The 15,200-nt window shown below is 68.3% G+C and carries 10 protein-coding genes; 6 read left to right on the forward strand and 4 right to left on the reverse strand.

What is annotated here, in order from left to right; translation table 11 throughout:
- The first annotated feature begins 107 nt into the window (after positions 1 to 107).
- Both LK533_RS03035 and LK533_RS03040 read left to right on the forward strand, forming a co-directional pair.
- Positions 108 to 2,225: an autotransporter assembly complex protein TamA gene (locus LK533_RS03035; RefSeq protein ID WP_229361738.1), complete on the forward strand. Its 2,118-nt coding sequence runs from the start codon at positions 108 to 110 to the stop codon at positions 2,223 to 2,225.
- Complete coding sequence (locus LK533_RS03040; RefSeq protein ID WP_229361284.1) at positions 2,225 to 6,472, forward strand: translocation/assembly module TamB domain-containing protein; 4,248 nt, start codon at positions 2,225 to 2,227, stop codon at positions 6,470 to 6,472. The genes LK533_RS03035 and LK533_RS03040 overlap by 1 nt, the downstream gene beginning before the upstream one ends.
- 221 nt (positions 6,473 to 6,693) lie before the next feature.
- Here LK533_RS03040 and LK533_RS03045 read toward each other — a convergent pair whose 3' ends face one another.
- A complete protein-coding gene (locus LK533_RS03045) occupies positions 6,694 to 7,935 on the reverse strand; it encodes a flavin monoamine oxidase family protein (protein ID WP_229361285.1) in 1,242 nt (413 codons plus the stop codon).
- Positions 7,936 to 8,016: 81 nt separating this feature from the next.
- Complete coding sequence (hemN, locus tag LK533_RS03050; RefSeq protein ID WP_229361286.1) at positions 8,017 to 9,327, reverse strand: oxygen-independent coproporphyrinogen III oxidase; 1,311 nt, start codon at positions 9,325 to 9,327, stop codon at positions 8,017 to 8,019.
- 124 nt (positions 9,328 to 9,451) lie between these two features.
- On the opposite strand from hemN, the gene LK533_RS03055 reads away from it, so the two are divergent.
- Positions 9,452 to 9,997: a hemerythrin domain-containing protein gene (locus LK533_RS03055; RefSeq protein WP_229361287.1), complete on the forward strand. Its 546-nt coding sequence runs from the start codon at positions 9,452 to 9,454 to the stop codon at positions 9,995 to 9,997.
- A gap of 5 nt (positions 9,998 to 10,002) precedes the next feature.
- Here the strand turns inward: LK533_RS03055 and LK533_RS03060 are convergent, their stop codons facing one another.
- A complete protein-coding gene (locus LK533_RS03060; protein ID WP_229361288.1) occupies positions 10,003 to 10,713 on the reverse strand; it encodes a Crp/Fnr family transcriptional regulator in 711 nt (236 codons plus the stop codon).
- A 100-nt stretch (positions 10,714 to 10,813) separates the two neighbouring features.
- Entirely contained in the window at positions 10,814 to 11,701 is an 888-nt protein-coding gene (locus tag LK533_RS03065; protein WP_229361289.1) for an SMP-30/gluconolactonase/LRE family protein, read from the reverse strand.
- Positions 11,702 to 12,015: 314 nt separating this feature from the next.
- On the opposite strand from LK533_RS03065, the gene LK533_RS03070 reads away from it, so the two are divergent.
- The 3 genes from LK533_RS03070 (at position 12,016) to LK533_RS03080 (ending at position 14,899) form a co-directional block, all read left to right on the forward strand.
- A complete protein-coding gene (locus LK533_RS03070) occupies positions 12,016 to 12,747 on the forward strand; it encodes a hypothetical protein (RefSeq protein ID WP_229361290.1) in 732 nt (243 codons plus the stop codon).
- Positions 12,748 to 12,855: 108 nt separating this feature from the next.
- Positions 12,856 to 14,493 (forward strand): Na+/H+ antiporter, encoded by a 1,638-nt coding sequence (locus LK533_RS03075; protein WP_229361291.1) that lies wholly within the window; start codon positions 12,856 to 12,858, stop codon positions 14,491 to 14,493.
- 133 nt (positions 14,494 to 14,626) lie between these two features.
- Positions 14,627 to 14,899 (forward strand): hypothetical protein, encoded by a 273-nt coding sequence (locus LK533_RS03080; RefSeq protein ID WP_229361292.1) that lies wholly within the window; start codon positions 14,627 to 14,629, stop codon positions 14,897 to 14,899.
- The last annotated feature ends 301 nt before the right edge of the window (positions 14,900 to 15,200 follow it).

The raw sequence follows: 15,200 nt of genomic DNA on the forward strand, positions 1-15,200 counted from the left end.
ACGCCTGGAGAAGTTGCGGGGAGCGTGTGGGGGATCATCGTCGTCAGCTGTACTGGAGCCTGTTGGCCAGTACGTTCGTGATGCCGGTCGCGATTGCCGCGCCCGTGATGCAGCTCTCAAGCCCGCCCGCTACTGCCGCAGGCGGCGCTCCGGCGGCCGACCCCGTCAATGCTCAGGATCGCCAGACGCAAGCGGGCGAGCCGCAGGGCGACATCGTGCCCGAAGCGGAATTCGATACTTCCCTGCCGCCGCTGAGCGGGGACATCAACGCGCCGCTGGAGGCGATGCCCGCCGCCACCCCGGATACATCGGCCCCGACGACGCGCGTCACGTCGCCAGCGCAGAATGGTGCAGCACCGGCGCAGCCAGGCGCCACGACCGGCGAAGCGATCGCCGATGCGCCGCTGCCGGAAGAAACCGAACTCGCGCAGCCGCTGCCCCCGATCGCCACCTTTGACGCGAACCCGGTCGAAGTCGCCGGTGTCGACGACGAGCGTGCGGTGCAGATCCGCTACAAGGTTGCGGTCAACGGTTTGGACGAGATCGACACGCTCGACCGCTTCGGTAGCTTGTCCTCCCTCAAGAAGGGCGATGGCAAGGCCGCGAATGCCGCGATGATCAGTGCGCGCGCCAAGGAGGACGAGCAACTCGCCGTCCGGATCCTTCAGGCAGAGGGCTATTACGACGGCACCGCCATCTCGACGATCGAGAAGGCAGAGGGCGGCAACGTCCGGGTGACGATCAACGCGACGCCGGGTCGCCAGTACAAGTTCGCCTCGATCAAGGTCGATGCGCAGCCCACGACCCCGCCGAACCTGGTGGACAAGGAACTGCCGCTCAAGGTCGGCGAGCCGATCATCGCGGAGCGGGTGCAGGCAGCCGAGGCCAATGTCAGCCTGAAGCTGCCGCAGCAGGGCTATCCCTTCGTCAAGGTCGGCGATCGCGACATCCTGCTCGACGAGCAGGCGGTCACTGGCGACTATACGCTGCCCGTCGACACGGGGCCGCGTTCCTCGTTCGGCGGCTACACCACCGACGGCAAGCTTGCCTTTGATGCCGAGCATGTCGGCGTACTCGCGCGCTTTGACCGCGGCGAACTCTTCGACACGCGCAAGGTCGACGACCTGCGTGACGCGCTGGTCGCGACCGGCCTGTTCTCCAGCGTGTCGGTCGAGCCGACGCGGACCGGCCAGATCGCCGCGGACGGCACCGAGATCGTCGACCTCGCCGTCCACCAGAACGCCGGCCCCGCGCGCACGCTTGCGGCCGAGGCGGGATACGGCACCGGCCAGGGCTTCCGTCTCTCGGGCAGCTGGACGCATCGCAATCTTTTCAAGCCGGAAGGTGCGCTGATCATCACCGGCGTCGGCGGCACGCAGGAGCAGGGGCTGGGCGCCACCTTCCGCCGGCAGAATGCCGGCCAGCGCGACCGCACCGTCAGCCTGACCGCCAACGCGAACCACACCAACTACGACGCCTATGAAGCGTTCACCGCGACCCTGGCGGGCAAGATCTCGTATGACTCGACGCCGATTTGGCAGAAGCGGTTCACCTATTCCTATGGGTTCGAACTGGTCGGCACGAACGAAGATGTCTGGAACTTCGAAAAGAACGAGCGCGATCGAGGCACCTATTTCATCGCCGCGCTGCCGGTGTTCGGCGGCTTCGACACGTCGGACGATCTGCTCAATCCGACCAAGGGCTTCCGCCTGAAACTCAACGCCAGCCCCGAGACCTCCGTACGCGGCAACGTCAAGCCCTATGGCCGCTTCATGGTCGAGGGCACTGCCTATTATCCGGTGAGCTCCAGCATCGTGCTCGCTGGCCGCGCGCGCGCCGGCAGCATCGTCGGCGTCGACCGCGACGACCTCGCACCCTCGCGGCGCTATTATGCGGGCGGTGGCGGCTCGGTCCGCGGCTTCGGGTATCAGGAACTGGGGCCCCGCGATCCCGACGGGGATCCGATCGGCGGGCGCAGCCTCAACGAATTCGCGATCGAGGCGCGCTATCGCTTCGGCAACTTCGGCATCGTGCCCTTCCTGGATGCCGGCCAGGTCTATGAAAGCTCCACCCCCGACGCTTCCGACCTGCGCTTCGGCGCGGGCATCGGCGGCCGCTTCTACACCAATTTCGGCCCGCTCCGCGTGGACGTCGCAACGCCGCTGAAGCGGCGTGAAGGCGAGTCCAAGGTGGCCCTCTACATCTCGATCGGGCAGGCGTTCTGATGGCCGAAGACGTGATCCGCGACACCGGCGCCGGCGAAGAACGCGTGGTCGTGATCGACCGCCGGCCATTGTGGCAGCGCATCGCCAAATGGGTGGCGATCGTCCTGCTTGGGCTGGTCCTGCTGCTCGTCGTCCTGGTGCTGGGGTTGAACACGCGTCCGGGCCAGGGTTTCCTGGTGCGCCAGATCAACAATTTTTCGACCGCCTCGGGGCTCAAGGTCCATGTCGGCAGGATCGAGGGCTCGCTGTACGGCGCGATGGTCATCCATGACCTGGAACTGCGCGATCCCAAGGGCGTGTTCGCCTCGTCGCCACAGGTTGCGCTCGACTGGCGCCCCTTTGCCTTTGCGCGCAGCCATGTCGACGTACGCTCGCTGACCAGCCCGCTGATCCGCTACGACCGCAATCCCCAGCTGCTGCCGACACCGCCCAGCCAGGACCAGGGGCCGCTGCTCCCGGATTATGACATCGACGTCGACAAGCTGTCGGTCGGCCGGCTGGAGATCGGTCCGGCGGTGGCCGGCCAGCGCTACATCGCCAGGATCGATGGTCAGGCGCACATCGCCGACCGCCGCGCGCAGATCCAGGCGACGGGCGCGACGATCGCGGGCGCGGGCGTCGCCGGGGGTGACCAGCTCGTACTCCGCCTCGACGCGGTTCCGGACGACAACAAGCTCGACGTCGACCTGCGCGTTTCCGCCCCTAGCAACGGGCTGGTGGCCGGTTTGGCCGGGCTGAAGGCGCCGTTGACGCTGAACGTCGATGGGCGGGGTGCCTGGAGCAACTGGCGCGGCCGCGCTGCCGGGACGCTTGGCGGGCAGCCGCTCGTGGACCTGAACGTCCTCGGTCGCTCCGGCAATTTCCAGGTCCGCGGCTTTGCCCGGCCGGGTCTCTACCTCGAAGGACCGGTCGAGCGGCTGACTGCGCCGCGGCTCGAGATCGCCCTCGACACCGCGCTCGACGAACGCGTCGTCGACGCCAAGCTCCGCCTGCGCTCGGACGCGCTGTCGGTGGCTACCGACGGCAAGGTCGATCTGGGCCAGAGCCGCTTCGGCGATTTCCGGGTCGAGGCGATGCTGCTCACCCCGGGCTCGATTGCGCCGAACCTCAACGGCCGCTCGGTGCGCGCCGCCGTCGTGCTCGACGGCCCGTTCCGCACGCCCACCGTTGATTACAAGGTGCAGGCAGCCGCCCTCGGCTTCGGCGAGACCGTGGTTGAGCAGCTGTATGCAGAGGGCAAGGCGACGATCGACAGCGAGCGCATCCTGATCCCCATCAACGCCAAGGCGCGTCGCGTCTCCGGGCTGAACGCCGCGGCCGGCGGGCTCGTCACCAACGTTGCGATCAACGGCGATCTGGCCATCAGCAACGGCGACCAAGTCCTCTCGGACAATCTGCGCCTGCGCTCGGACCGCATCGACGCAACCGCGATTATCGCCGCCAACCTTTCGACCGGCCGCTACACCGGCGCGCTGAAGGGGCGGATCAACAACTACGAAGTCGCCAGCATCGGCATCATCAATCTCCAGACCGACGCGGATCTCTATACGGCTGCGAACGGCGGCTACGGCATCCGCGGCCGGGTCGTCGCGCAGACCAAGCAGCTGTTCAACGAGGGTATCCGCAACTTCCTGGGCGGCAATGCGACCACCTCGGCCAACATCGCCTACAGCCCGGAAGGCATCATCAGCTTCTCGAACCTGAAGCTGAGCGCGCCGCAGTTCCGCGTCCTGCGCGGTTCGGGTCGATACGATCCAGCCGGGCCGCTGCTGGTCAATGCCGATGCCTATTCGACGCAATACGGCCCCTTGAGCGCGCGCGTGTCCGGATCGATGGCCGCGCCGGTCGTCTCGCTGCGGGCGCCACGTCCGGGCGTCGGCGTCGGTCTTGTCGACCTGAAGGCGGATGTCCGCGGGCAGGGGGATCGCTATGCGATCGTCGCATCCGGCGGGACCAACTATGGTCCCTTCAATGCCAATGTCCTGCTCGCGACGGCGCCGCGCCTGACGGCGGACATCCGCTCCGCCACCTTTGCCGGCGTGAACATCAACGGTCGCGTCCAGGCGACGAGCGCCGGGCCGTTCGCCGGGCGACTCAACTTCTCGGGCTCCGGCATCAACGGCGTCGCCAATCTGGGCGCGGCCGGCAAGTATCAGCGCGCCGACCTCAACGCGCGTGCCTATAACGCCCGCATCCCGGGCCAGTCGGGGATCACCATCGGCCAGGCGATCGTGAACGCCTCCGCAATCCTTTACGACCAGCCGCAGATCGTCGCCGATGCCCAGCTCGGCAACTTCCGCAGCGGCGAGATGGTGGTGACCCGCGCGCGGGCGAAGGTGAACTATCGCGGCGGCAACGGCACGGCGCAGCTCCTGGCCGAGGGGTCGTCGGGCGTGCCCTTCCGCGTCGCCGCAAATGCCAAGCTCAGCCCGAACGAGTATCTCGTGGCCCTGCAGGGCGTCGGCAACAACGTGAACTTCCGCACCGCCAATCCGGCGCGGATCGTACCGGGTTCGGGCGGGTATCGCCTCTACCCGACCCGCATCAACTTCGATCGTGGATCGATGCGGATCGCCGGCACCTATGGGTCGGGCATGGCGCTCCAGTCGCGCCTCGACAGCCTGGACCTGAGCCTGCTCAATGCCTTCATGCCGGGCCTGGGGGTCGGCGGCACCGCCACCGGCAGCCTCGACTTCGCCCAGCCGAGCGGCGCCAGCTTCCCGCAGGCAGATGCGCGGCTGACGGTGCGCAACTTCACCCGCTCCAGCCTGGCCGCGGTGTCCGAACCGGTCGACATCGTCTTTGCCGGCGACCTGAAGCCGGAAGGCGGCAGCGGCCGCGCACTGATCCGCCGTGGCACGACCACGGTCGGGCGGATGGTCGCCAACCTGCGTCCGCTGGCGCCGGGTAGCGGCTCCTGGTCGACGCGCTTGATGGCGGCGCCGCTGTCCGGCGGCATCCGCTACAACGGTCCGGCGGGCGTACTCTTCTCGTTCGCGGGGCAGGCCAACCAGCAGCTGTCCGGCCCGATCGGCATCGCGGCCGACTTCGGCGGGCGGGTCCAGGCCCCGCGCCTGGTGGGCGTCGTTCGGGCGAACAACCTCACCTATGAGAATGAGGCGCTGGGCACTCGGCTCACCAACATGAAGATCGACGGCCGCTTCAACAACGACCGTTTCGAGCTGACGACGCTTACCGCCAAGGCGGGTGAAGGCAGCCTCTCGGCCCAGGGAAGTGTCGGCCTGGCTGCGGACAGCGGCTATCCGATCGATATCCGCGCGACGCTCAACAATGCACAACTCGCGCGCAGCGACGCCCTCGGTGCGTCCGCCAGCGGCGAAATCCGCGTGCTCAACAATGCGCAGGGCGGGTCGATCACCGGCCAGCTGAGCATCCCGGAGGCGCGCTATGCCGTCGCCTTCCAGGGGTCGGCCGAGGTGCCCGTGCTCACCGGCATTCGCCGCAAGAGCGAAGTGCGCGCGGCTGCGGCCAATCCGAAGCCGGCGGCACCTGCCGCGCCGGTTGGCCTGTTCAAGCTCGACCTGCGCGTGCGTGCGCCCAACCAGCTCTACGTTTCCGGCATGGGGCTCGAGTCCGAGTGGAAGGCGGATCTGCGGATCGGCGGCACCTCGGCGGCGCCGCGCATCGCTGGCAGCCTGGATCTGATCCGCGGCACCTATTCGTTCGCCGGCAAGGAGTTCGATGTCGAGCGTGGCAAGATCAGCTTCCAGGGCGAGGACTTCACCAACCCCGTGATCGACATCGAGGCAAGCACCACCGTCGAGGACGTAACCGCCTCGATCGTCGTCGGTGGCAATGCCCAGGCGCCGCGCATCACCTTCACCTCCACCCCCGCGCTTGCGCAGGATGAAGTGCTGGCACGGCTGCTGTTCGGCCGTTCGGTGACCGACCTGTCGGCGACCGAGGCGATCCAGCTGGCCTCCGCGCTCAATTCGCTGCGTGGCGGCGGCGGTGGCGGCGGGCTCAACCCGCTCGGCAAGCTGCGTTCGGCGACGGGCATCGACCGGCTGCGGATCCTGGGCAGCGACGAGGCCACCGGTCGCGGTACCGCGCTCGCCGCCGGCCAGTATCTGACGGACGACATCTACATCGAGATCATCACCGACGCGAAGGGCTTCACCGCCACCCAGCTGGAAGTGGCGCTCACCAAGGCGCTGAGCGTGCTCTCGCAGACCGGGTCGTTCGGCGGGTCGAACGTTAACGTGCGCTACTCGAAGAACTACTGACCGGGCGGTCGGCGTGCCGGTATGGCACGCCGGCGGCTTGGGCGCAGAGTTCGCTGCGGTAGAGATCGACGGCGGCGTTTGTGGCCCTGGGCTCCTGCCTCCGCAGGAGCACGCCAAAGCGGGAGCGGTGAACACGCGCTCTAGCTAGCGCCCGGTGCTCCTGCGCAGGCCAGGGCCACGCAGTGCGTCGTGGTGCTTGAACGGACCTACCGCCGCGGCCGTCAGCGACGGGAGGAAGCGCGTCCCAGCACCGCCAGCACCGCCTCGGCCGCAACCTTACCCGTCGTGAGCGCACCATGCGCGGTGGAGAAGTCGACCCGCGAGCACGCCTCGCCCGCAAGGAAGAGTCGGTCGTCGGGCGCCGCGAGCACTGCGCGCGCTTCGGCATGGCCGGGGAGTGCGTGGCTGTACGAGCCGCCAAACCCGTCCGCCTGGCCCCAGGCGGACGCCGCCACCAGCCGCAGGGCTCTCGCGAAGCGGGCGCCCAGCAGCGCGCCCAATTCCTCGCGCGCGAACGCGGCAGTTGCATCCGGACCTTCCGCCTCCAGCGCCGCCGCGCCGCTGCCCCCAAAGAAGCACTCGATCACCGGCCTGCCGAAGGGACGGAGGTAATAGCTGCCGGTTTCGGCCGATCGTGGGTTGCCCAGCAGGTGGCTTTCGGGCGGCACTGCCTCTGCATCTTCCAGGCGCAGGAACAGCTTGTTCGCGAGCCCCAGCGGCAGTTGCGCCGCCGCATGACAGCGGTCGTCGTAACGCTCCGGCAGCCGCAGGTCCCCGCGCGCAAGCACCGGCGTGGGCACCGTTACGATCGCGGCGCGGGCGCGGACCTCGCCGCGCGGGGTCTCCAGCACCAGCCCGCTCCCATCCTCGCGGATGCGGCGAACCGCGGTGCCGAGCGCGATCGGCACCGGCGGGAGTTGCGAGGCGACCAGCGTCCCATAGCCCGCCGGGAGCCGCCAGTTCGCGTCGCTCGCGGCATCGTCATAGGCCAGATAGTCGGCGACGGAGAGGTCGGACAGTCCGGCGCCATTGATGTACCCGCTCAGCGCCTCGACATAGGCGTTCCACGGGCCGTCCGGCGGCAGCGCATCGGCGGCGCGGTCGTTCGCGGGCGGGGCGCTGCGGAGCCGTGCGTCCCAGGCTGCAAAGGCGCGGTTCGCCGCCTCCTGCTCGGCCGGTGGGAAGCCGAGGTCGCGGAGTTGCTGTCCCCAGGCCGCAGTGCTGCGATCGACGGTGAAGCCGGCCGCTTCGGCGATCGCGACCCACGGATTACGCTCTGCCGAATGCAGCCAGCCACACCCAAGGTCGAGCGGCATGCCCTCCACGGAATGCGTCCAGGCACGCCCGCCGACGCGGCCGCTTGCCTCCAGTACCAGCACGTCGAGGCCGCAGTTCTGCAGACGGCGGGCGGCACCGACGCCCGCGGCCCCAGCGCCGACGATGGCAATGTCGACGCGGTTCATGCGCATGGCTTGCGCGGGTACATCTTGGGCACCGCCTTCTCCTGATCACACCTCAACGCGCGATCGGGCGGGGCTTTCCGATCAGACCGCCTTGCTGAAGCGTTGCGCATCCGGCTGGCGATACCGATCAAAGGCTGCGGCGGCGAGGCGCGCGTACGGTCGTCCGTCCGGCAAGACCGTGACGCGGGTGCCGTCCACCTGGACCAGACGCTCCGCGACCAGCGGCGCTAGTGCGGGGAGCGCGTCGCGGGCGGTGGCAGCATCTACATGTCCATCACACAGCAGCCGCTCAATCAGACCCGAACGCAGCCTGTCGTCGGCCGAACGCGCAACCCCGCGCACCGCTGCCAGCCCGCCGTTCGCCACCCGCATGCGATAGCGGCCGACGTGCTTTTCGTTCTGCACCAGCAGCCCGTCGTACTGGCTGATCGAGGAAGCCCCCAGCCCGATGATCGCCTCACCCGGCTCGTCGGTGAAGCCCTGGAAATTGCGGCGCAGCGTGCCGGCACCCGCGGCCTGCGCGAGGCTGTCGTCGGGCCGCGCGAAATGGTCGAAGCCGATCGCGGCATAGCCGGCTGCGACCAGGACATCATAGGCAAGCGCACTTTGGGCAAAGCGCTGCGCGGCGTCCGGCAGGCTTTCGTCGGGGATCATTCGCTGGCGCGGCAGCAGCCGAGGCATGTGCGCATAGCCGAACATGGCGATGCGATCGGGCGCCAGGTCGAGCGCCGCCGCCAGCGTCTCCGCCAGATCCTCGGAAGTCTGGTAGGGCAGGCCGTACATCAGGTCGAGATTGACCGCGGCGATGCCCGCAGCCCGCAGGTCGAGCACCGCCTGGCGCACCATGGCATAGGGCTGGATGCGATTGATCGCGCGCTGCACATGCGGCGCGAAGCACTGTGCACCCAGGCTCACTCGCGTGACACCGGCACGCGCCAGCGCTTCGGCATAGGCCGCATCCAGCGTACGCGGATCGAGTTCGGCCGCGATCTCGAGCCGTTCGGCGCAGGCGAAGCTCTCGCGCAGCAAACGCGTCAGCGCCACGAAATCCTCAGGGGGCAGGGCGTTCGGGCTGCCGCCGCCGAAGTGGATCGCGACCACCTGGCCCTTCATGCGCGCTGCAACCGCTGCGATCTCGTGACCCAATGCTTTCAGATACACGTCCAGTCGCGACGCGCGGCTAAGCGCGCCGGTGTTGCAGCCGCAGTACCAGCAGATCTCGTGGCAATAGGGGATGTGGACGTAGAGCGAGACCGGCGTGTCCGCCTGGATCGCGGCCAGCGCATCCGCCTGCTCGGCTGGGCCGACACCGGCATGGAATTCGGCCGCCGTGGGATAGCTGGTGTAGCGGGGCACGGAGCGGCGCGCGAGGTCGGGCAAATATCTGTGCATGCGGTCCTTTTCTGCTCCCGCGCGCGCGGGCACGTTGATGCGCGTCAAACTCGGGCGCGGGCCCTTTGATGCCAATCAACGCTTCTGCGGGTCGGGCCTCGCACAAGGCTGCGTGGAGGCGCGAATGACAGACATCCAGCACCTGTTCGAGCGAACGCGGCGGTTTCCCCGTGGCTGGCACGTCATCGACGAGATCGACCTGGTGCCGCTCGTGCGCGAGCATGTCCGCGCCGAACGGCTATGCGCGCGGCTCGAGCGGTGCGCGGATGCGCTCCCGGAGCTTCCCGATGCGGACGAGGTCGCCGAACTGGCGGAGGAGCTGGCGGCACATGCCTTGCAGCAGACCCCGCGCGAGGCCGAGTTGCTGGAGGCGATGTTCGGGGTGCAGGCCGACCCGCTGGGCGAGGCGCTGCTCGCGCATATCCGGGCGCGCCACGTCACTTCCGCGGTTCAGGCGCAGGACCTGCTGGCGGCGCTGCGCCCCCTTGGCGCGGATCGCCAGCCCTGCGCGGCGACGCTCGGCTATATGCTTCGTTGCTTCTTCGACGGCTGCCGCAGCGCCATCGCGTTCGAGGAACTGGCGATCCGTACGCTGGCCGACCGCCGGCTCACGCCCGGCGCCCGGATGCTGCTGGACAGCCGCCTGCAGGCGAGCTGCCGTGCGGCCTGAGCCGATCAGGCTGGCTCGGCGCGCTCCTCCAGCGCGGCACGATCGCGCAGCGTCACCGCACGGCCGCCCGGAAGGCCGATGACACCGGCCGCCTTCAGCTTGGTCATCTGGCGGCTCACGGTCTCGATGGTGAGGCCCAGAACGTCGGCAATCTGTCCGCGCGTCAGCGGAAGGTCAAAGGTGATCGGGCCTTCCACGGTGGCCCGGCAGGCGCTGCTGCCGGCGCGATCGGCCATGTCGAGCAGGAAGCCCGCGATCTTTTCCTCGGCCGACTTGCGGCCCAGCATCAGCATCCGCCCGCGCGCCTCGTCGAGGGCTGCGAAGGTGCGCTGGAGCAGCAGCCGCTCCATGCGGGCGTGATCCTCCAGCACCTGCTCGAACTGCTTGCGCGGGAATACGCACAGCTCCGCATCGGTAAGGGCAGTGACCGTGAAGTCGGCGGCATCGGCATAGGGACGGCCGATGAAGTCTGCGGGATAGTGCAGGCCGACGATCTGCTCGCGCCCATCCGCCGTGGAGGCGCTGAGCTTCAGCACGCCCGACAACAGGTTCGCACAGATGATGCTCTCGTCGCCCGCCCAGATGACGGTTTCGCCCTTGCTGAGCTGCTGCCGGCGGCCCAACGCGTTGAGCGCCTCGAGCTCCCCATCGGTAAGGCTGCCGCACAAAGCCAGGTCCCGCACCGAGCAGTCGGCGCAAATCTCAATCGCTGCCATGACGGCGCCTATACGAAACATGGATTGGTTTGTCGCGCGAAACGCACCCCACCTGCCTTCGACGGGCTGCCGTTCGTGCCGACAGCCCGCCGCTTTGGCATCAGATCCCGTGGCGGATCTCGACGCCCGGAAGGCCCGGCACGTCCACCTCGAACGCGAACAGGTCGCCTGCGTGCGGCTGCTCGGCGCGCTCGGCGTCGGACAGATGCTTGGAGGCGGTGGTCGCGTAGAGCGTTTTGTGCTCCGGGCCGCCGAACGCGACCTTGGTAATCGCGCTCACCGGGAAGCGGATCTCCTCCAGCAACTCGCCCGCCGGCGAATAGCGGCGGACACCCCAGCCATTGTAGAGGCCGACCCAGACGCAGCCTTCGGCGTCCACCGTCGGTCCGTCCGGATGCCCTTCGGCATTGGGGATCGTTGCGAACAGCCGCGCGTCGGTCAGCGTGCCGTCGTCCCCGACGGTGCAGGCGTAGATTAAGCCCATGGCCGTGTCGACGTGATAGATCGTGCGGCCGTCGGGGCTGAACGCCGGGCCGTTTGTGATCGCGCAATGCGGCGTGGAGGCGACGCAGCGACCGTCCGCACCCAGGCGGTAGATGGTGCCGCTTTCCGCAGCCTCGCTGTCGTCCATGGTCCCGAACCACAGCCGGCCGTGCGGGTCGACCGTGCCGTCGTTGAGGCGGTTGCCCGGAAGCTGCGGCTCAGGATCGACCAGCGGCTGGAAGGTGCCGGTGACGGGGTCGAAGCGCGCGAGGCCGGTCTGCAGCCCCGCGACAAAGCCGCCGTCCGCGCATGGGAGGACAAAGCCGCACTGACCCGGCGCCTGCCAGTCGCGCGTGGTGTTGGTCGCCGGATCGAGCCGGTAGATACGGTGGCTCTTGATGTCGACGAACCAGAGCGCGGCGTCGCGCTCCACCCATACGGGGCCTTCGCCGAGCGGGGCGCCCAGCTGGACGATGCTGACCGGTTCGCTGCGCTGCACGGCCATCACAGCGCCTCCGCGCCGGGTACGCCGGATGGCGTGGTGGAGAGGTCGTTGGAGAGAACCAAAGCGATCACGGATAAAGCCCTTTTGTCGCGGGGGAGGGGCGTGCGGCCGCAGCGGCGCCACAGGCCTGCAGCGTCCTCTCCTGCCGCCGGTTAGGATGGTCCCCGGCAGCATCCGTGGCCGGCTGCGGCCTGTCAAGCACGCCTGCGCGATCGCCGGCCTGTCCGGCACGGATGCGGCCTGCCGCATCGTTAACTTCGCGGTTACCTTGCGGTGCGAAGCCATAGGCCGGTTCAGGGGAATGGAAGCGTATCATGTATCGATCCCACAAGCTGAAACTTATGGTCGCCGCCGGTGCGCTTGCGATCGCAGGCTGCGCCCGCAAGCCGGAGCCAGCGCCGCCACCGCCGCCGACCCCGGTGGCCACGCCAACTCCGGCGCCCATGCCGACCCCGCCGACCGGCAGCGCCGCCGGGCTGCGCACGCCCGCCGCATTGCCGGACGGGAGCTATCCCACGCCCAATCGCGCGCTGTCGTCTGCCGGCGCGGCCTGGCACCTGCGCAGCGCGCTCAACGTGGCGGCTCTCCAGTGCAACGTGTCCGACCCGACGGTCGTCGCCAACTACAACGCGCTCATCAAGACGCAGGCCAAGAGCCTGGCCGCGGCGCACAAGACGCTTTCGGCCGAGTACAAGGCAGGGGGTGGCGACTGGGAAGACCGCTTCGACGACACCATGACCCGACTGTACAATTTCTTCGCGCAACCGCCGGTGCAGGCGGAGTTCTGCGCCCGCGCGGTGCCGATGATCGCCAGCGCCGCGGCCCTTCCGGCAGGTGCGTTCGAGAGCTTCGCAACCGGCGCGTTGCCGCAGCTCGACCAGCCCTTCATCGACTTCTACCGCCGGTACGATCTGTACCGTGTCGAGCTTGCCGCCTGGAAGTCCGGCCAGCAGTCCCCCGTGCCGCAGCTGGCCGTCGATCCTGTCGTGCTGCTCGGCTCCAACGAAGTGACGCTGGCAAAGGGCGTGCGCGTAGCGTCGCGTTGATGCGCACGGCTCCCGAATTTGCATCGGGCGACATCGCGCCGCTAGGGTAGGGCAAGGAGCCGGGTGCGCGGGTGCGCCCGGGCCTTCCCGCACGCATTGGAGTGGCTGTTGGAGTCAGTAACGATCGTTCTTGTGCTGCTGCTGGCAGTGGTGGTCAGCGGTGCCATTTCGCGCATGGTGCCTTTTTCCGTGCCGGCCCCGCTGGTGCAGATCGGGCTGGGTGCGGCGATCGGCCTCGCCGCCGACTGGCGCGTCGACCTGGAACCGGAGCTGTTTTTCTTCCTGTTCCTGCCGCCGCTGCTGTTCCTGGATGGCTGGCGCATCCCCAAGGACGAGCTGTTCAAGGACATCTCCACGGTGGTGGAGCTGGCGCTTGGCCTGGTGGTCACGACCGTGCTCGGCATGGGCTTGTTCATCCACTGGATGATCCCGGAGATGCCGCTGGCAGTCGCCTTTGCCCTGGCAGCCGTGGTTTCGCCCACGGATCCGATTGCCGTCTCCGCCATTGCCGCGCGCGTTCCCATCCCCAGGCGGATGATGCACATCCTGGAAGGGGAGTCGCTTCTGAACGACGCGTCGGGCCTGGTGTGCCTGCGCTTCGCCATCGCGGCTGCGCTCACCGGCACCTTCTCCGCCTCCAGCGCTGCGCTCAACTTCCTCTGGGTGGCGTTCGGCGGCCTCGCGATCGGTGTTGCCGTCACCATGGCTGTGACCTGGACCAAGTATCGCGTCTCCAGGCGTTTCGGGGAGGAGGTCGGCTCGCAGATCCTGGTCAGCCTGCTGATCCCGTTCGCTTCGTATTTGCTTGCCGAGCATTTCCACTGCTCGGGCATTCTGGCCGCGGTGGCGGCCGGCGTTACGATGAGTTTCGCCGAGATTTCCCGGCAGGCATTGCCCGCCACGCGCATGCGGCGCAACTCGGTGTGGGACACGATCCAGTTCGCCGCCAACGGCATCATCTTCGTCCTCCTGGGCGAGCAGTTGCCCGGCATCCTGCACGGTGCGCGCGACACCGTAGCGCAGGCGGGGCACCAGGAGATCTGGTGGCTGGGCGTCTATGTGCTTGCGATCACGCTCGGCCTCGCGGCGCTGCGCTTCATCTGGGTGTGGGTCTCGCTTCGCCTGACGCTGCTGCGCCGCCGCCGGCACGGCGAAACCGGGCAGAGCCCGGAGTGGCGGCTGGTTGCCGCCATGTCCTTTGCCGGAGTGCGGGGCGCGATCACCCTTGCGGGTGTGCTCACCCTGCCGCTGGTTGCCGCCGACGGCGCGCCCTTTCCTGCGCGCGATCTCGCCATCTTCCTGGCCGCGGGCGTGATCGTCACGTCGCTGGTGATCGCCAGCATCGGTCTGCCGCTGTTGCTGCGCGGGCTCAAGATGCCGGGCAACCACTCGGTCGAGGCGGAGGAGGATGCTGCACGCGTGGCCGCAGCAGAGGCGGCCATCTGCGAGATCGAGCGAGTTCAGCATGCGTTGGCGGAAGGCCGCAGCGACGCCGACGTCTATGCTTCGGCCGGCGCCCGCATCATGGACCTCTATCGCGACCGCATCGAGGCGCGCAGCCAGGAGGGAGAGGCAGCCGAAGCCGCCCGCCGCGAACAGGGCATCGAGCGCGAGCTCCGACTGGCCGGCCTGAAGGCGGAGCGCACCGCGATCTTCCGAAGCGTTCGTGAGCGCAGCCTGGGCAGCGCCACCGCAGCCAAGCTGGTCCGCGAGCTCGACCTTATGGAAGCACGCTATCGGAGTTGAGGCAGAACGCCGCGAGGGGGGGTGCTCCAAGCAACAAGCGTGACGCGTTCGACACAATGGTGTGTCAAGATCTTCTTGTAGCGAGCGGGCTCAACTGCTATTCGCCGGCACTAGTTTTAAGGGAGCCTTATTCATGCGTTTGAGCAAGCTGCTTGTTGCCGCTGCAGTGTCGTCCTTCATGGCGGCTCCTGTCGTCGCCCACCCGGCTTCGATGCTGTCGGTCGCGAAGGCGTCTGCCGGCAACGGCTCGGCCGTCAAGGCGTCCACTTCGGCGAAGAAGTCCAGCAATCTCGCCGGCCTCGCTGGCGGCAGCGCGCTGCTCATCGGCGGCATCGCGGCCGCGGTTGTGGTTGCGGGGATTGTGGTCGTTGCTGATGACAACGACGACGATAGCGACAGCAACTAAACGCTGCCCAAAGAATAAGAAGAATGGCGGCGATAAGCCGCCATTTTTTTGTCTGGTTGCGGGCGGTCACCGTTCGCCACTTCAGACCTCGTCATAGGCGATGCGCCGCTGGCACGCTTGAATGCCGGCCAAGATGGCTCGCAAGATCACACGCGCGGCACTATGGCCAGCCTGTTGCGTAACGAGGCTCCGCCCTCTCCGGAGGCCGCTTGCCGGCTAGCCCGCTGCTCGAACTTCCACTCCGCACACCTTCAGCGAGCGGCCATTCTGCCGGCCGCCCAACCTCATTCCTACCTTCCCA

Source organism: Sphingomonas sp. PL-96 (assembly GCF_020707215.1).
Lineage (GTDB): Bacteria > Pseudomonadota > Alphaproteobacteria > Sphingomonadales > Sphingomonadaceae > Sphingomonas.